The sequence below is a fragment of the Nocardiopsis ganjiahuensis DSM 45031 genome (assembly GCF_000341085.1).
Classification (GTDB): Bacteria; Actinomycetota; Actinomycetes; order Streptosporangiales; family Streptosporangiaceae; genus Nocardiopsis; species Nocardiopsis ganjiahuensis.
In genome coordinates this window covers 1-17,472 of record NZ_ANBA01000029.1, presented here as the reverse complement: position 1 = coordinate 17,472, position 17,472 = coordinate 1, and the positions used below count along the sequence as shown (strand labels likewise).

At 70.0% G+C, this 17,472-nt stretch carries 17 protein-coding genes; 8 read left to right on the top strand and 9 right to left on the bottom strand.

The features are described from left to right. Window positions 1-9: 9 nt before the first annotated feature. The 4 genes from qcrB to ctaE are packed head-to-tail and all read right to left on the bottom strand — an operon-like array spanning window position 10 to window position 4,347. Complete coding sequence (gene qcrB / locus D458_RS0129765; RefSeq protein WP_017590372.1) at window positions 10-1,656, bottom strand: cytochrome bc1 complex cytochrome b subunit; 1,647 nt, start codon at window positions 1,654-1,656, stop codon at window positions 10-12. Window positions 1,657-1,659: 3 nt separating this feature from the next. After that, window positions 1,660-2,790: a cytochrome bc1 complex Rieske iron-sulfur subunit gene (qcrA, locus tag D458_RS0129760; protein WP_017590371.1), complete on the bottom strand. Its 1,131-nt coding sequence runs from the start codon at window positions 2,788-2,790 to the stop codon at window positions 1,660-1,662. Continuing rightward, entirely contained in the window at window positions 2,783-3,703 is a 921-nt protein-coding gene (gene qcrC / locus D458_RS0129755; RefSeq protein ID WP_449406596.1) for a cytochrome bc1 complex diheme cytochrome c subunit, read from the bottom strand. The genes qcrA and qcrC overlap by 8 nt, the downstream gene beginning before the upstream one ends. Before the next feature lie 17 nt (window positions 3,704-3,720). Further along, window positions 3,721-4,347, bottom strand: coding sequence for an aa3-type cytochrome oxidase subunit III (gene ctaE / locus D458_RS0129750; protein ID WP_169556923.1), 627 nt, complete (start codon window positions 4,345-4,347; stop codon window positions 3,721-3,723). A gap of 484 nt (window positions 4,348-4,831) precedes the next feature. Between ctaE and D458_RS0129745 the strand changes: the two genes are divergently transcribed. From D458_RS0129745 to trpD, 3 genes are all read left to right on the top strand, one after another. Continuing rightward, window positions 4,832-5,269, top strand: a complete 438-nt coding sequence (locus tag D458_RS0129745; protein WP_026119815.1) for a hypothetical protein — start codon at window positions 4,832-4,834, stop codon at window positions 5,267-5,269. Between the two features lie 41 nt (window positions 5,270-5,310). After that, complete coding sequence (locus tag D458_RS36850) at window positions 5,311-5,454, top strand: hypothetical protein (protein ID WP_160168075.1); 144 nt, start codon at window positions 5,311-5,313, stop codon at window positions 5,452-5,454. A gap of 68 nt (window positions 5,455-5,522) precedes the next feature. Further along, entirely contained in the window at window positions 5,523-6,644 is a 1,122-nt protein-coding gene (gene trpD / locus D458_RS0129740; protein WP_017590367.1) for an anthranilate phosphoribosyltransferase, read from the top strand. Between the two features lie 89 nt (window positions 6,645-6,733). Here the strand turns inward: trpD and D458_RS0129735 are convergent, their stop codons facing one another. From D458_RS0129735 to D458_RS0129725, 3 genes are read right to left on the bottom strand one after another with little or no spacing between them, the layout of a single operon-like run. Then, window positions 6,734-7,009: an Lrp/AsnC family transcriptional regulator gene (locus D458_RS0129735; protein WP_017590366.1), complete on the bottom strand. Its 276-nt coding sequence runs from the start codon at window positions 7,007-7,009 to the stop codon at window positions 6,734-6,736. A 56-nt stretch (window positions 7,010-7,065) separates the two neighbouring features. Next, window positions 7,066-7,830 carry a rhomboid family intramembrane serine protease gene (locus tag D458_RS0129730; protein WP_017590365.1) on the bottom strand — a complete coding sequence of 255 codons (765 nt, stop codon included), beginning with the start codon at window positions 7,828-7,830 and terminating at the stop codon, window positions 7,066-7,068. Continuing rightward, the gene (locus D458_RS0129725; protein WP_026119814.1) at window positions 7,808-9,532 is read right to left on the bottom strand and encodes a DEDD exonuclease domain-containing protein; all 1,725 of its coding nucleotides are present in this window, start codon (window positions 9,530-9,532) and stop codon (window positions 7,808-7,810) included. The genes D458_RS0129730 and D458_RS0129725 overlap by 23 nt, the downstream gene beginning before the upstream one ends. Window positions 9,533-9,665: 133 nt before the next feature. On the opposite strand from D458_RS0129725, the gene D458_RS0129720 reads away from it, so the two are divergent. The 5 genes from D458_RS0129720 to D458_RS0129700 all read left to right on the top strand — a co-directional run bounded on the left by D458_RS0129720 (window position 9,666) and on the right by D458_RS0129700 (window position 15,397). Further along, window positions 9,666-9,947 carry a hypothetical protein gene (locus D458_RS0129720; RefSeq protein ID WP_017590363.1) on the top strand — a complete coding sequence of 94 codons (282 nt, stop codon included), beginning with the start codon at window positions 9,666-9,668 and terminating at the stop codon, window positions 9,945-9,947. Next, a complete protein-coding gene (locus tag D458_RS0129715) occupies window positions 9,944-11,338 on the top strand; it encodes an NYN domain-containing protein (protein ID WP_017590362.1) in 1,395 nt (464 codons plus the stop codon). Before D458_RS0129720 ends, D458_RS0129715 begins: the two co-directional genes overlap by 4 nt. A gap of 404 nt (window positions 11,339-11,742) precedes the next feature. Next, window positions 11,743-12,735, top strand: a complete 993-nt coding sequence (locus tag D458_RS0129710) for a C40 family peptidase (protein WP_083936472.1) — start codon at window positions 11,743-11,745, stop codon at window positions 12,733-12,735. Between the two features lie 356 nt (window positions 12,736-13,091). Continuing rightward, on the top strand, window positions 13,092-14,126 hold the full coding sequence (locus tag D458_RS0129705; protein ID WP_026119813.1) for a C40 family peptidase: 1,035 nt from the start codon (window positions 13,092-13,094) through the stop codon (window positions 14,124-14,126). A 128-nt stretch (window positions 14,127-14,254) separates the two neighbouring features. Beyond that, window positions 14,255-15,397: a glycosyltransferase family 4 protein gene (locus D458_RS0129700; RefSeq protein ID WP_017590359.1), complete on the top strand. Its 1,143-nt coding sequence runs from the start codon at window positions 14,255-14,257 to the stop codon at window positions 15,395-15,397. Here the strand turns inward: D458_RS0129700 and D458_RS0129695 are convergent. Continuing rightward, a complete protein-coding gene (locus tag D458_RS0129695; protein WP_026119812.1) occupies window positions 15,394-16,710 on the bottom strand; it encodes a L,D-transpeptidase in 1,317 nt (438 codons plus the stop codon). The genes D458_RS0129700 and D458_RS0129695 overlap by 4 nt on opposite strands. Window positions 16,711-16,962: 252 nt before the next feature. Continuing rightward, complete coding sequence (locus D458_RS0129690; protein ID WP_017590357.1) at window positions 16,963-17,388, bottom strand: cytochrome c oxidase subunit 4; 426 nt, start codon at window positions 17,386-17,388, stop codon at window positions 16,963-16,965. Between the last annotated feature and the right edge of the window lie 84 nt (window positions 17,389-17,472).

Here is a 17,472-nt window from a genome sequence, read left to right as displayed (position 1 = left end):
AGGTGGACTCTAGTGAGCCTTGTCGTCTCCGTGGTCAGCGGAGTGGTGCAGGTGGTGACCCGTGTGGGCCTGCACTCCGTCGAAGGACACGTTGTCCTTCGTGTACCAGTGAGCCAGGGCCCGGCGGAACTTGCCCATCGGCTTGCGCGCCGCGGGGTTCTCCACGCCCTTCTCGTCGGTCGCGTCCTCTTCCAGAGCGGTCGAAGTGATGACCGGCTTGCTCTCCAGCACGGCAACGGTGTCCTCGGAGCTCTCCTTGTGGACCTCGATGAACTCACCGCTGGGCAGCTGCTGGACGGTGCCGCTCTCGTAACCGTGCTCCAGGGTCTCCCGGTCACGGCGCTGGAGGCCCAGGCAGATCCGCTTGGTCACGATGAACGCCACGACCGGCCCCACGAAGACCAGCACACGGAAGATGTACGTGGTCAGGTAGAGCGAGATCGAGAACGTCTCCGACAGGACGTCGTTGGACCCGGCGAGCCAGAGCACACCGTAGACGGTGATGCCGGCGACGCCCAGCGCGGTGCGGACCGGGGCGTTGCGGGGGCGGTCGGCCATGTTCTTGGCGGCCTTGTCCCCGGTGATCCACTGCTCGATGAACGGCCACGCGCCGAGCGCGCCGAAGAGCAGACCCATCGCGCCCAGTCCCGGAACCAGGACCGACGTCAGGATCGGGTACCCGAAGATCTGGAAGTCCAGGGTGTTCGGGAAGAGCCGGAGCGAACCCTCCAGGAAGCCCATGTACCAGTCCGGCTGGAGGCCGGAGGTGATGGACGTCGGGGTGAAGGGGCCGAACAGGTGGATCGGGTTGATCTGCACGAAGGCGCTCAGGCCCGCGATCACGGCGAACGTGAAGAAGAAGAACCCGCCGGCCTTGACCGCGAAACCCGGGAACATGGGTGTCCCGACCACGGCCTTCTCCGATCGTCCCTGCCCTGGATACTGCGTGTGCTTCTGGATCCACACGATGAAGACGTGCGCGACGATCAGCGCGAGCAGGATCGCCGGGATCAGCAGCACGTGCAGCATGTACAGGCGCGTGATGATGTCCTCGCCGGGGAACTCCCCGCCGAAGAGGAACATCGAGATGTACGAACCCACCAGCGGGATCGACAGCATCACGCCCTGGAGGATGCGCACACCCATGCCCGAGGGCAGGTCGTCCGGCAGCGAGTAGCCGAAGAGGCCCTCGACGATCGCCAGAGCGAAGATGAGCACACCGATGATCCAGTTGAGTTCGCGCGGCTTGCGGAACGCACCGGTGAAGAAGTTGCGGAGCATGTGCACCACGAGGGAGGCCAGGAAGATCAGCGCGGCCCAGTGGTGGATCTGTCGAACGAGGAACCCGCCGCGGACATCGAAGTCGATGTACAGGGTCGAGGCGAACGCCTCACTCATGGGAACGCCCTGGAGGCGCTCGTAGGAGCCGTCGTAGACGACCTCCACCATGCTCGGCTTGAACCAGAGCGTGAGGAAGACGCCGGTGACGAGCAGGATGATGAACGAGTACAGCGCGATCTCGCCCAGCATGAAGGACCAGTGGTTCGGGAAGACCTTGCGAAGGTTCTTCTCACCGGTCTTCGCCAGGTGGAAGCGGTCGTCGATGAAGTTTCCGACGCCGCGCAGCGCCTTGGGTGCTTGCGTGGTCTTACTCATCGACTAGTCCTTCGCGTATTCCCAGAACGTCGGCCCGGTCGGCTCGTTGAAGTCACCCCGGGCGACGAGGTAGCCCTCGTCGTCGACGCCGATCGGGAGCTGCGGCAGCGCGCGGTGCGCGGGGCCGAAGACGACCTTGGCGGCGTCGGCCGCGTCGAACGTGGACTGGTGGCACGGGCACAGGATCCGGTGCGTGGTGCGCTCGTAGAGCGCGGCCGGGCAACCGACGTGCGTGCAGATCTTCGAGTACGCCACGATGCCCTGGTGCGTCCAGTTCAGGTGGGTCTCGTCGCTGCCCTCGCGGACGGGACTGTCCATCCCGTCCTTCCAGTCGTCCTCCGGCATCTTGATGAGCAGGATGACGGACTTGGCCTGGTCGTTGAGGCTGATCCCGTGCGGGTACTCCTCGTCGTTCAGCGCGGGCAGGGCGGAGATCATCCCGTACGGGTCGTTCTCCAGGTCCTCGGCCCTGATGTACCGGTGGGTCCCCTCGACATACATGCGCATGCCGTCGGCCCAGCGGGTGTGCTTCATCAGGTCGCCCGGCACGGGGCCGGTGTCACGCAGCAGAACGATCGGCGCGATGCCCAGCGGCAGCATGGCCGCGATGAGCGTACGCCGCATCAGAGGACGCTTGGTGATGCCGCTCTCGTCGGCGCTCTTCATGAAGAAGTCGCTGAACGAGCTCTTCTCCTCCTCCTTCGACGGCATCTCGTCGTAGGGCGAGGCCACCTCGTAGTGAGGCATGATGTTGCGCGCCCACACCGTCATACCGGCACCGATACCGAACAGGGCCACGGTGAGCGTGCCACCGAGCAGCATGTTCGAGTACTGGCTGATCTGCGGGTCGGCGATGGCCGGCCCCTCAGCCGTCGGCGGGAAGAGGAAGTACGAGACGATGAAACCGATGCCGCCGAGGAAGGCGAGGATGAACCACAGCGAGGCGATCTTCTCGCCGCGCCGCTGCTGCTCCTCCCCGCGGGGGTGGGTCTCCGAGGCGAGGTAGGGCCCGTTGTGCTCACTCTCCGCCCCGGCGGGAACCTCGGTCACCACGTCAGCGGTGTCCGTCGGGGTGCCGACGACGCGCTGGTTGGCGCCGTCCCCCGTGTTGTCGTTGTTGTTGTTCTCAGTCATGGGCACGCTGCTTCGCGGTGATCCAGATCGCGCAGGCGATGATCAGGGAGAGACCGACGGTCCAGGAGATGAAGCCCTCCGCCACCTGGCCGACTCGCTGCAGGTCGAAGATGCCGCCGGCGTTGGGTTCTGCCTGCAGCGTCTTCACGTAGGAGATGAGTTCCTGCTTCTCCTCGGGCGAGATGGCGCCGTCGCTGAACATCGGCATGGCGCCGGGTCCGCTGACCATGGCCTCGTAGATCTCCCGCGGAGTCGAGTCATGGATCTCGGGAGCCCAGCGGCCGTCGGTGAGGGCACCGCCGCCACCGGACCAGCTGTGGCAGTGCGCGCAGTTGGTCAGGTAGAGCTTCATGCCCATGTCGACGTCGTCGGCGCCCTCGATGTAGGCGTCGTACTCGTCCTCGTACTCGGCGAGGGCCTCCTCGTAGGACTCCTCGTCATCGAAGTCCGCACGCTGCGGAGCGATGTCGGGCACCTCGTAGGGCACGTCGGCGCCGGCACCGTCGGTCCTGATCTGCGCGTCGTAGTACGCGATCAGGTTGGCCAGTTCCTCCTCGGTCATGACCATCGGCTTGCGCGGCATCTGGTTGTTCGGGTCCATCGACGGCATACGGCCGGTGCTGACCTGGAAGTCGATCGCGGCCGAGCCGACCTCGCGCAGGTCGGGCCCGTTGAGGTCGGACCCTGAACCGTCCAGGCCGTGGCACGAGGCGCACGTCTGGTCGAAGATGGTCTTGCCCTGGGCGATGTCCACGTCGTCCGCGGACGGCGCCTCAGCGGCAAGGGTCTGCGCCTGCGCCTGGTCGGCGGTGGGAGCCAGAGCGGCGTACCCCACCCCGAACAGGGCTAGCGCGAGGATGACGACGACATACCCCGCCAGGGGATGCCGTCGCCGCGCGGTAATCCATTTCACGGTTTCCCCGTTTCGGGTTACTGGATGAAGTAGATGGTGAAGAACAAAGCGACCCAGACGACGTCGACGAAGTGCCAGTAGTAGGACACGACGATCGCACTGGTCGCCTGTTGGTGAGTGAAGCGCTTCGCGGCGTACGTGCGTCCCAGCATGATGAGGAACGCGATCAAACCACCGATGACGTGGAGTCCGTGGAAGCCCGTGGTCAGGTAGAACATCGACCCGTAGGCGCTCGACTGGAGAGTCAGGCCCTCGTGGAAGATGAGCTCGTAGTACTCGTAAGCCTGTCCAAGGATGAAGAACAGGCCCATGAGGAACGTGATGTAGAACCACATGCGCAGCTTCTTGACGTCGCCGCGCTCTGCGGCCCAGACGCCGAACTGCGCGGTGAAGCTGGAGGCCACCAGGACAACGGTGATCGTGGAGGCCCACGGCACGTTGAGGTGGACGTCCGCCCACTCGCCGAGCTCGGGGTTCCCGTTGGTCACCGATCGGATGGTGAAGTACATCGCGAACAGCGCAGCGAAGAACATGAGTTCGTTGGCCAGCCACACGATGGTGCCAACACTCACCAGGTCAGGACGCTTTGCCGCACCATGCGCTGATGCGGTTGCTGTTTTTGGGTTCGCGGTTGCTGTCGCCACGGGAGCATTATTACGGCTTCTCGCGAAGGTCCGTACCCGACCCCCCGTAAGGAGACGGATCGGTCCCGGTATCGACCGCCGTCAGGGCCCGGAGCATCCGTCTCGTTGTGACTCGGGCGTTACTGTAACCACTCGCACGCCCTGCGTCGGCATCCGACGCGCTCAGATGCGCGGAAAAGCTCGAACCGGGGCGGCTGAGGCGTTCTGTACCCGGCGGGAAGCCGCCTGAACCCCCTCCAGCCTACGCCGAGGTATCGAAACGATCACCGTTGGGCAACGCCGCCTCGGGGGTCGGTTAGCGAAGCCCCTCACGACCCTGGCATCCTGTGGTGTCGAAGGTCTCAACACCTTCACCGGTCCCCCGGCGCCCGTTCTGGGCCGGGCGGCCCCGAGGCAATACAGTCATAGGCATACAGCCAACGAACGCCACGGCCGCACCCCCCACGGCGGCGGCCGCGGACAGACGCGATGGGACGGTTGCGCGATGGTGGTCAGCGGTACGGACACGGGTGCCAAAATGCGCGTGCTGGTCTACAGCGACAAGGCGGACACCCGTGAGCAGGTGCGGCTGGCGATCGGCCGCCGCCCCGCCACCGATGTCCCCAGGGTCGAGTTCGTCGAGTGCGCGACCGCGCCCGGCGTCCTGCGCCTGCTGGAGTCCAAGGACCCGGCCGAGCGCATCGACGTGGCCATCTTCGACGGTGAGGCCGCGCCCACCGGCGGGATGGGCCTGTGCCGCCAGGTCAAGGACGAGATCTTCCGCTGCCCGCCGGTGCTCCTGCTGGTGGGCCGGCGTGACGACGGCTGGCTGGGGACCTGGTCGCAGGCCGACCAGGTGGTGAGCCACCCGATCGACCCCGTCGCGCTCGCCGAGTCGCTGGCCGAGCTCATGCGCCGGCGCGTCGCGGCGCTCAGCGGGTGAACCCAGTGCGTGGCGACCGGTGGCGTGAGGACCACGGCCGGTTGACGGCTGAAGCTGAAGGGGACAACGGCGAGAGGGACATGCGCCGTCGACTCGTGGTGGGCGGAGCGTTGAACCATGGCGCCGACATCGGGCGATGGCGCGGCCGCGCCGACTTCGACCTCCTCCCCGCCCAGGGCCGCTGAGAGAGGCGGGCACCCCTGCCGTGCCCGCCCCGGCGGCCCCTTCCCACAGCCTTCAGTCAGGAGTCCGCATGAACGTCCCCGCATCCTCGGCCGCCCCGGCCGAGAACAACGCGGTCGATACCAACGCCAGGGAGACCTCCTCCGTCGAGGAGCGGACCTGGTCCAACCTGATCACCGCACTGTTGGGCGGGGTCACCCTCAGCGCCGCCGACACCGAGTGGGCGATGAACGAGATCATGTCGGGCTCGGCGACCGACGCCCAGATCGCGGGCTTCGCGATCGCCCTGCGCGCCAAGGGCGAGAGCGTGTCCGAGGTGAGCGGTCTGGCCCAGGGCATGCTCGACAACGCCGTGCGGATCAGCGTCGACGGCCCGACCCTGGACATCGTCGGGACCGGTGGCGACCGGGCCCACACCGTGAACGTGTCCACGATGGCGGCGGTCGTCGCCTCGGCCGCGGGCGCGCGCGTGGTCAAGCACGGCAACCGCGCGGCGTCCTCGTCCTGCGGGACCGCCGACGTGCTGGAGCGGTTGGGCGTGGTCCTGGACCTGCCGCCGGAGCTGACCGTGCGGGTGGCCGACGAAGCGGGCATCACCTTCTGCTTCGCCCCGCTGTTCCACCCCTCGCTGCGCCACGCCGCCAAGCCGCGCCGTGAGCTGGCGGTGCCGACGGTGTTCAACTTCCTCGGTCCGCTGACCAACCCCGCCCAGCCGACCACTTCGGCGATCGGTGTGTTCGACGAGCGCATGTGCGAGGTGATCGCGGGGGTGTTCGCCCGCCGCGGCTCCTCGGCCCTGGTGTTCCGGGGCGACGACGGCCTGGACGAGCTGACCACGGCCACCACGTCCACGGTCTGGGTGGTCGCCGACGGGCAGGCCCGGCGCGAGCGGCTGGACCCTGCCGACCTGGGGATCGAGCGCTCCGCCCCGGACGCCCTGCGCGGCGGCGACGTGGAGTTCAACGCCCAGGCGGTGCGCGACCTGGTCGCGGGACGGCCGGGCCCGGTGCGCGACGCGGTGCTGCTCAACGCCGGCGCCGCGCTGGCCGCCGTGGACGGGGTGGACGGGGACCTGACCGAGGCGGTGCGCGCCGGCTACGACCGGGCCGCCGCGGCGGTGGACAGCGGCGCAGCCGAGCGCCGTCTGGCCTCCTGGGTGGAGACCAGCCAGAGCTTCGCCAAGGCCCTCTGAGGGGCCCTGGGAACTCCTGAGGGGCACGGTGGGGCGTCCACCGTGCCCCTCACGCGTGCGTGCCCGGGCTGCCGACCGTTGCCGCCCGGCTACCAGCCGAGGGCGAAGGCCGACTCCAGGTCGTGCTTGGAGTAGGTCTGGAAGGAGATGTGGGTGTCGGAGGAGATCACACCGGGCACCTTGTTGACCCGGCCCGGGATCACGTCGGCGAGGTCCTCGTGGCGGCGCACCCGCACCATGGCGATGAGGTCGACCCCGCCGGTGACGGAGTAGACCTCGCTGACCCCGTCGATCTCGGCGATGGCCTCGGCGACCTCGGGGATGCGGTGGACGTCGGCCTTGATCATGACGATCGCGGTGATCACTGTGCCTCCTGGGCGGTTCGGTGCGGCGGAGCTGGGGCCCGCCCGGCCGGGGCGCGCTAGTAGACGTCGGAGAGCCGCGTCCCGGAGCGCCATCGCAGCCGGTAGACCACCAGTCCCGCGATCACTCCCGCGACGAACCCGTAGACGTGTGCCGCGTAGGCCACGTTGGATCCGGCGCCGGGGGCGGTCGAGGATGTGACGTAGAGAAGATACTGAAGCGCGAAGTAGCTGCCCACCACGGCCCACCCGGGCAGACGCATCGGGACGACCCCGAACACCAGCGTGGTGACCCTGCTGCGGAACTGCACCACCAGGTACGCGCCGAGCACGCCCGAGATCGCCCCGGAGGCGCCGACCATGGGCACGGTGCCGTCCGCGTCGACCAGCGCGAAGCCGAAGGCGGCCACGATCCCGGTGCCCAGGTACAGGCCCAGGAAGCGGAGCTTGCCGATGCGGTCCTCGACGACCGGCCCGAACACGAACAGGTAGACCATGTTGCCCAGCAGGTGCATGGGGCCCGCGTGCAGGAACATCGCGCTGACGACGGAGAACCAGACGGACTTGCCCTCGATGCCGCCGCATTCGGGCATCAGCGGTTCGGCCAGGGCGACGCGTCCCAGCATCTCCTCGGGGATCGCGCCCCAGCGCATGAAGTAGTCGTCGATCGCGCAGAAGCGCCCGATCATGTCCGCCGGGTACCAGACGGCGGTGGCCGACTGGGGCGAGAGCAGGTAGACGAGGACGTTGGCCGCGATCAGCCCGAAGGCGACGACGGGTGCGCGACGGACGGGGTAGTCGTCATTGAGTGGAAGCGCGGCCATGGGCCCAGTGTGTCATCCCGGTGTGCGCTTCGGCGCTCCGCAACGGGCATGTCCACTCGCCTTCGATCTCGACCAGGCGGGTCTGCGGGCGGGTGAGCCAGTTCAGGACCAGTTCGGTCTCCCCCGCCGTGGCGTTGGGGACCGGGCCGTACCCTGCGCGGACGCGTTCGGCGGTGGCGGTGAGGGAGGCGAGGAAGGCCTCGGGATCGGTGCCCGGTTCGAGGACCGCGCTGGCCGCCAGGCGGCCGTGGCGGACCACGACGGTCTCCCACCCGGTGGCACCGGGAGCGGTGGCGACCAGGTGCGGGACGGCCGCGATCGCGGTGAGCCGCTGGGCGCGGCGGGCGCCGCGCAGGAAGGCGGTGAGCCGGTCGCGCAGGCTCGCGGCCTCCTCGTAGCGCAGTTCGGCGGCGAGCTCGCGGATGCGGTCGGTGAGGGCGTCCACGACCACGGCGGGGTCGCCGGTCATGGCGGTGCGGGCGGCGTCGGCGTGCGCGGTGTAGGCGGTGGGCGTCTCGGTGCCGTCGCAGGGGGCGCCGCAGCGGCCCAGCTGCGCGAGGACGCACCGGCTGACCGGCTTCTCCGGGGTGAACGTGTGGGTGCACTGGCGGAGCGGGAGGGCGTGCAGGATCGCCTCCTTGGCTTCCTCCGCCTCCCTGGGCGAGTTGTAGGGGCCCAGGTAGGGCGCGCCGTCGTCCTTGATCACGCGCACCACGGACAGTCGCGGGTAGGCGTCGGTGGTGAGCTTGACCCAGGCGGCGCGTTCGGGGTGGCGCGAGCGGCGGTTGAACGGCGGTTTGCGTTCGGCGATGATGCGCAGCTCGCGGACCGAGGCCTCCAGGTCGGTGGTGCACACGATGGGTGTGACCCCCTCGACCAGCCCGGCCATCTCCCTGATCCGCCTGCGGGACTCGGCGGCGGTGAAGTAGGTGGCGACCCGGCGGCGCAGGTTGTTGCTCTTGCCGACGTACAGGCTCTGGCCGCGGGCGTCGGTGAACACGTACACGCCGGGGCGTTCGGGCAGGTCCTCGGCCAGGTGCCGTTTGGCCCGCTGGGCGCGGGTGGGGGGTTTGCTGACCGCCCGCAGCTCCTCCAGGCTGGTCACCCCCATGGGCGCGAGCCGGGCCAGGAGCCCCTTGAGGACGTCGACGGTGGCGCGGGCGTCGTCCAGGGCCCGGTGGTTGGGGGTCGTCGGGGTGCCGAAGAAGGCGGCCAGGGTGCCCAGCCGATGGTTGTGGACCTCGGGCCGGACCAGGACGGCCCGGGCCAGGCGCAGGGTGTCCACGACCGGGTAGGCGGGCCACTCGACGGCCTCGCGCTCGCAGGCGGCCTTGAGGAAGCCCGTGTCGAAGGCGGCGTTGTGCGCCACCAGGACGGTGTCGGGGTCGGCGGACAGGAAGGCGAGCAGGTCCGGCAGCGCCTCGGCGATCGGCGGGGCGGTGGCCACCATCGACTGGGTGATCCCGGTCAGCAGGGTGACCTCGGCCGGGATGAGGATGCCGGGGTCGACCAGGGTGGTGAACTCGTCCACGGCCCGCCCGTCGCGCACGCGGACCGCGCCGATCTCGGTGATCCGGGACTTCGAGGCACTCGTGCCGGTGGTCTCCAGGTCGACGACGACGAAGGACACCTCGGCCAGCGGTGTGCCGAGGTCTCCGATGCTGGTTTGGACGCCGAGGGGCGCCGCGGACTGTCGAACCACGCGGTCAGAGTAGTCGGGGCCCACGACCAAACACCTCCGGTCTACGGCCCGACCCGCCCGACATGGAAAGATGTGGGTGACGGGTCGGCAGAGTCCGCCGTCCCGTGACGAAGACGAAGCAAGGAGGAACCCCGTGGGGATCGCGATGCCGGGTGACAATGAGCGTTGGCGATGCACCGGGTGCGGGAATCTCACGCGGTTCGACGTGACCCGGACGGTCCGTTCCCAGGACTTCGTGCACCAGGAGCTCTCCGGTGCGGGCGCGGTCGAGGAGCGCACGGTGCTCTCCGAGACGGTCGAGCGGGTGAAGTGCCGCTGGTGCGGTGCCACCGACAGCGTGGAGATCGTCCCCCGTCCCGACGCCGACAAGTCGGTCTCCGACTCCTCGGCGGAGAGCCCGACGGGTCGGGCATGAGCGCCCGCCCGGACGCGGGCGGCGAGGCCGACGGTACCGATCCGGCCGGCGGGAACGGTACCGCCGGTCCGGTGACCCCTGACGAGGGCGCGGAGCGTCTGCGCCGCCCCCTGCCCGAGCCGGTGCGCGCCCGTGTCATCGAGTACGGCTCCGACGTGTTGGGCGGGATGCGCTCCTCCGACCTGCCCCCCGTGCTGCGCAGGGTCGCCAAGTTCGAACCCCGCCGCAGGGCCCGGCTGGCCGGTCCGCAGATCGCCGCCCAGCTGGAGAACGACCACGGCTTCCGGAGCATGGTCGCCGCCCGGGTGGAACAGGTGTGGCCCGAGCTGGCCGAGGGCATGCGCGCAGGGGTGGTCCCGCCCGCCGCCGACCCGGTGGCGGTCGCGGCCAGTGCCTACCTGCTGCGCCCCGAGGGCTGGCCCGAGATCATCGAGGGCGTCCACGAGGAGTTGGAGCGGCAGACCAGCGCCAAGGAGGTGGACGAGGCCGCCGAGGCGCTCGACGACGTCCGCCGGCGACTGGAGGAGGCCCAGCGCGACCACCAGGCGGAGCTGGAGCGCCTGCGGGGCCAGATCGGAGAGCAGCGCACGGAGATCGCCGAGCTGCGCCGCAAGGTGCACTCCGAGCGCCAGCGCGCGAAGAAGGCGGCCGCGGAGGCGGAGCGGGTGCTGACCGAGGCCGCCGACCGGCGCCACGAGAACGAGAGCCAGGTCAGCGCCCTGGAGGTCGAGAACCGCCGGCTCCGGTCCAGGCTCGCCGACGCCGAGGCCCAGGTGGAGAACGCCCGGAGGGCGGTCCGCACCGGCCGCAACGCCGACGAGGCCCGCCTGCGTGTGCTCCTGGACGTGCTGGTGGACGCCTCGCACGGACTGCGCCGTGAACTGGCGCTGCCCACCGCGCTGGACAGCCCCGCCGACCTGGTCGCCGAGGCCCAGGAGGAGCGCCGCCGGGTGTCGCTGGGCGGTCTGCCCGACGACGACCCCGGTCTGATGGAGCACCTGCTGACGGTCCCCCGCGTGCACCTGCTGGTGGACGGCTACAACGTCACCAAGACCGGGTACGGGACCCTGCCGCTGGCCGACCAGCGCAACCGGCTGCTCAATTCCCTGGAAGGGCTCGCCAGCCGGACCAAGGCGGAGATCACCTGTGTGTTCGACGGCGCCGACGTGGAGGCCCCGCCGGTGGTGCCCAGCCGCCGGGTGCGGTTGCTGTTCAGCGCCCCCGGGGAGACCGCCGACACGCTGATCGTGCGGCTGGTGCGGGCCGAACCACCCGGCCGCCCGATCGCGGTGGTGACCTCCGACAAGGAGATCGTGACGGCGGTGCGGCGGGTGGGTGCCCGGGCGGTGCCCTCCACGATCTTCCTGCGCCGCCTGGAGTCCCACGGCTGAGGCGCGGACCGGGTCCGGTACCCCGTTCCGGCACGCCTGACCGGGTGAGAGCCGCGCCACGCGCGGGCACGTACCGGATCCGTCCCGCCCTCGGTCCCGGGTCCCGCTCAACCGCCTGATCACACCCTCTCCACGCGGGTGGAACGTCCCCTTCCGGGACGGTGGGGCATTCGGAGTCGGGCGGTGCCCGTTTCATGTCGTGGTTGAGCGGGGCAGGCCTGTCCGCTAGGTTCTTCCAGGAACGTGAGTGCTCCGTCGGACAGTAGGCCACCCCTGTGGCTCCCCCCGCCGGCGGCAGGCCCGCACACTCGCGTGAGGCCCGTGCCCACACACGGGTTCCCTCTGCTTTTCCGTATCCCAAGCACCCCATGCGGACTTCTCAATCTCAAGGAGCGTGGACCGCCATGAAGAATCCCGGTGGTCGGCGTACGGCTCGCCGAATCGCTACGACCGGCCTAGGCGTGGTTGCCGCCGGTACCTTCATCGCCCCCGGCATCGCACACGCGGAGCCGACCCAGGACGAGGTCGAGGACCGCATCGAGGAGCTCAACGCAGAAGCTTCCACCGCGGTCGAGACCTTCAACCAGGCCGAAGAGGACTACGAGGCGGCCAAGGCCGCCTACGACGAGCTCGACGGCCAGGTCGGCGACGAGCAGGACCGCTACGACGAACTGCGGGAGAAGGTCCAGCAGTTCGCCAGCGCCACCTACCAGAGCGGTGATCTCGACTCCACCGCCAACGTGCTGACCTCCGACGGCCCCGAGGCGCTGCTGGAGCAGAACGCCGACCTGAACTACCTGTCGGAGAACCAGCAGACCCAGCTCGACGACTTCGGTGAGTCCGCCGAGCGCCTGTTCGCGCTCAAGGAGGAGGCCGAGAAGGCCCTCGAGGACGCCGAGGAGGCCAAGGACAAGGCCGAGGAGACCAAGGACGAGGTCGAGGAGGCGATCGAGGAGCAGCAGGAGATCCTGGCGCAGTTCCCCGAGGCCGACGCCTCCGCCGAGGACGCCAACGACAGCGCGGGCCAGAGCCACGCCGGCAGCGGCAGCGCCTCGGCCGCACTGGACTTCGCCTACTCCAAGGTGGGCCTGCCCTACGTCTACGGCGGCACCGGCCCCAACGGCTACGACTGCTCCGGCCTGGTCCAGGCGGCCTGGCGCCACGCGGGCGTCGACCTGCCGCGCACCACCTACGCGCAGGCCGAGGTCGGCACCCGGATCAACGACATGAGCGCGCTCCAGCCGGGCGACATCATGTTCTTCTCCGGGGTGGGCCACAACGGGCTCTACGCGGGCAACGGCCAGATGGTGCACGCCCCGCGCACCGGCCGCAACCTCGAGGTCGTCGGCCTGGCCGCCTACTGGGGCGGCCAGTTCGAGTTCGCCGTGCGCCTGTAGGTTCCGCGCACCGCACCACAGCGTGAGGCCGCCGTCCCGTCCGGGGCGGCGGCCTTCTGCGCGGGACCGGGCCACGGGATTCCCGGGGTGCGTTCAGGGACAGGGGCCGGATTTTCGGACAGGCCTCGTCTTTCACTGGAACGTCACGAAACAGTTGAGAGCGTCCCAAGAAATGCACTAGTGTTCATCGCCGAGCGTGGTTGCTCCCTTTTCGCCGCCCCCCGGCGGTGACAGCCGCGCCCGGGTCGGGCACACCCCCACACCGTTTTCGGCCACCCGCTCTGGCCTCCCAGGACCCCACCCGGTGCAGTCCCTTGATCCCGAACGGCCTGGGACAAGGGGAGAAAGGTGTTTCAGTGTCTGCATCCCGTGGCGACCGCCGGCGCCGAACAGCGGTCATCGCCTCCTTCGCTCTCGGAGCCTTCCTCCTTCCCACCGCCGTGGCCCACGCCGAGCCGACGGCCGAAGAGGTCCAGGAGGAGATCGAGAGCCTCGAAGAGGAGTTCATCGAACTCAACGCGACCTACAACGAGGCCAAGGAGACCTACGAGGCGGCCGAGGAGAAGCTCGAGGGCATCCTCGCCGACATCGAGACCGCCGAGGACAAGGTCGAGTCCCTCAGCACCGGCGTCCGCACCCTGGCCAACACCGTCTACACCGGCGTGGACCTGACCTCCCCCGCCCAGCTGATCGGGGCCACCGGCCCGGAGGAGGCCCTGGAGCACCAGGCCGACCTCGCCTACCTCTCCGACCAGCACCAGGAGAGCCTCTCCCAGTACGTGGAGGAGCTCGACCACCTGGAGACCCTGCGCACCGAGGCCGAGGCCACCGAGGAGGCCGCCGCCGACGCCCTGGAGGAGTCGGAGGAGGCCACCGAGGCCGCCGAGGAGGCCATCCAGGAGCAGGAGGAGCTCCTCTCGGAGCTGACCGCCGAAGAGCAGGCGGCCGCCACCGAGAACGTCAGCTCGGATGACAGCGGCGGCGGCAGTGGCGGCGGTGGCGGTGGCGGCAGCAGCTACACCGGCCCGGCCTCCGGCAACGCCCAGACCGTGTTGAACTTCGCCTACGAACAGATCGGCAAGCCCTACATCTGGGGCGGCACCGGCCCCAACGGCTACGACTGCTCCGGACTGACCCAGGCCGCCTGGGCCCAGGCCGGCGTGAACCTGCCGCGCACCACCTTCGACCAGGTCAACGCGGGACAGCGCGTCTCCTGGGAGAACAAGCAGCCCGGTGACCTGCTGTTCTTCTACGGCGCCAGCCCGAGCCACGTGGGCCTGTACGCGGGCGACGGTGTGATGGTCCACGCCTCCACCTCCTCGCGCCCCATCGGCACGGTCCAGCTGAGCGACTACTACCGCTCCAACTTCGTCACCGCCGTCCGCCCCTAGGGACGCACGGCTCGCAGGGCCTCCGGGAACCGCGGTTCGCACCGAACCGCCCCGGGGGCCCTTCGCCGTACACGCCCGCCCCCGCCCTCACGCGCCCGCCGAGCCCTCCCGCGCCCTAGACTCGCGGGGTGTCGCGAACCCTGATCATCACCAACGACTTCCCTCCGCGCGCGGGCGGCATCGAGTCCTTCGTGCACGAGCTGGCCCGGCGCCGACCCGAGGGGTCGGTCCTGGTCTACAGCTCCTCCCCCGCCCCCGCGGACCACCGCGCCGACCCGCACTTCGACCTGCTGCAGCCGTTCCCCGTCGTGCGGGACGCCGCCGAGGTACTGCTGCCCACCCCGAGGGTGGCCCGCCGTGCCCGGGTCATCGCCGAGTTGGAGGGGTGCGACTCGGTGCTCTACGGGGCCGCCGCCCCGCTGGGGCTGGTCGCCGCCGGACTGCGCTCACAGGTGCGGCGCCAGGTGGCGCTCACCCACGGGCACGAGACCGGCTGGACGGTGGTCCCCGGGGCGAGTTCGGCACTGCGGCGCATCGGTGACACCGTCGACACCGTCACCTACCTGGGCGAGTACACCCGGCGGCGGCTGGCCCGCTCGCTCTCGCCCGCGGCCACCGCCCGGATGCGCCGTCTGGCCCCCGGTGTGGACACCGACCGCTTCCGCCCCGGGGCCGGCGGCGAAGAGGTGCGCGGACAGCTGGGCCTGGGAGCGCGGCCCGTGGTCGTCTGCGTGTCCCGCATGGTGCCCCGCAAGGGCCAGGACACCCTCATCCGCGCCTGGCCCCGGGTGCTGGCGGACGTGCCCGACGCCGTCCTGCTGTTCGTCGGCGACGGCCCCTACGCCCCGAAGCTCCGCTCGGCCGCGCTGGGCCTGGACTCGGTGCGCTTCACCGGCCCGGTCGCCGCCGACGCCCTGCCCTCGTACTACGACGCCGGCGACGTCTTCGCCATGCCCTGCCGCACGCGTCGGGGCGGCCTGGACGTGGAAGGGCTCGGCATGGTCTACCTGGAGGCGTCCGCCGCCGGGCTGCCGGTGGTCGCCGGCGCCTCGGGCGGCGCCCCGGACGCGGTCCTGGAGGGCGAGACCGGGCACGTGGTCGACGGTTCGCTGCCCGGTCCAACGGCCCGCGCGCTCGTCCGGCTCCTGAAGGACCCCGACCGCGCCGCCCTGATGGGCGCACGCGGCCGGGAGTGGGTCCGGGCGGAGTGGTCCTGGGATCGCACCCTCGAGCGCCTGGACGGCCTTCTCAGCGGCGCGGAGAACGTCTAGAGGTTCTCGCCGTGGACGGAACCGGGGGTTCCGGAGCCGTCGGTCCTCTGGGGCTCGCCGGTCTCGCTGTGGGACAGCCATTCCTCCCAGGAGCGCTGGTAGAAGCCCCACCCGTTGTCCCACTCCAGCTCACGGTCGGTCCCGGTGGTCTCCAGGACGTCGCCCATGAGTGACTGGTTGTGGAACCAGCGGGCGTCCTCGACGGACATGTTGGTGCAGCCGTTGGAGGTGTTCGCGCTGCCCAGGTTGCCGGAGTTCCAGGGGGCCGCGTGGGTGAACTCCCCGCTGTTGGAGGTGCGCACCGCCCAGTCCACGTCCAGCCGGTAGTAGCCGGGCGAGCCCTCGGGGATGCCGACGGTCGCGGAGTCCATGATCAGCGACTGGTACTTCTCCATGGTCAGGTGGGTACCGGAGGTCGTGGTGTTGAAGCGTTCCTCGGCGGCCCCGTTGCTGACCGGGATGCTGCGGACGGTCTCTCCGTCCACGGCCACCTCCATCCGGTGGTCGGGCACGTGCATCGTGGAGATCAGCTCGCGGCCCACCTCGAACTCGATGCGGTGGTTCCCGACGCCGTAGACGCCGTCGGAGGCCTCGACCCCGTCCAGGCGCAGGTCGACGGTGATCTCCTGGTAGGGGTCCCAGTACTCCTTGGGCCGGAAGACGGCCATCTCGTCGGTGACCCAGTTCCAGGCGCCCTCCGTGTCCTCCTCGGCCGTGACCTCGATGGAGTTCTCCACCTGCTGCTTGTGGGTGACGGGCAGGTCGAAGTTGACGATGACGGGCATGCCGACCCCGACCACGTCACCACTGGAGGGGAAGTTGGAGGCGAGTTCGAGGCGCCGGCCCGGGACGGCCTCCAGGGTGGTGAACTCCGAGACGACCTCGGTCTCCTCGCCGCCGGCGTCCGCGGCGGTGGCGATGACGGTGACGGCGGCCCCGGGGCGCAGGTTCCAGTCGCTGACCCAGGTGTCCTCGGCCTCGTTGAGCGTGCCGGTGACGGGGAAGGGGTCGTCCTCCCCGCCGACTCCCTCCGCGGCCTCGGAACCGTCCGGGGCGACCTCGTCCGGGGTGGCCTGTTCGATCCGGACGTCGGTGAGCGTGCCGTGGGCGGCCTCGACCCGGACCGGGCTGTTGGGCGGGACCTCGGTGGCCCCGGGTTCGGGGGTGATCTCCACCTCCGGCCCCTGCTCCTGCTCCTCGGGCGCGGAGGTGCTCCCGGGCTCGTCGTCCCCGCCGGAGGTGCACCCCGTCGCGAGGAGCACGAGGGCGGCGACCGCCACTGCCAGTCGGGGATGGGTGGTTCGTCGCTTCACACCAAGGACCTCCAGCGTCCGTCTCGGCGGGGCCCGGGCGTGCGCGGAGCGGATGCGAACCGGTGTGACGCCGTCAGGGCCTGGATGCGGCGTGACCTGTGCAGGGTCACGTGGGGGTCACCGGAAAAGAGTACCCCGGTGCCCGGAGGTCCGTCCTGGGACGGACCTCCGGCCACCGGGGCGGTGACTCTCACATCTTACCCTGCGTAGTGATCCACTCTCAAAGAGTAATCACAGCGTCGGGTGCGCACCTCAGTGCTGGAACTCCTTGCGGTAGTACTCGAAGACCCAGCCGATCGCGGTGAGCATGATGGCGAAGAAACCGGTGATGACCATCCACCAGCCGATCGCCACGCCGACCGCCGTGAAGGCGACGGCCAGGGCGACGAACATCGGCCACCAGCTGTGCGGGCTGAAGAAGCCGTACTCGCCGGCGTTCTCGGCGATCTCGCCGTCGAGACGCTCCTCGGCCGGGAGGCCGTGGTGGTGTTCGCTGCGGCGGGCCGCCTGCCAGAGCCAGAAACCGATCATCCAGCCGAAGCCGATGGAGACGACCAGGGCGGTGGTGCCCGCCCACTCGATCTGACCGGTGTCCTGGAGGGACCAGTAGATGTACAGCGCGGCAGCAAGACCGAAGAAGGTCGAGATGCCCATGAACAGATAGGCCTGCATCTTCATGCCGTACTCACCTAGTTCCTCTCCGGGTCGGTCGCGGCCGGGGACGCGGCGTGCGGGTGGTTGAGGTCGAAGGCCGGACGCTCG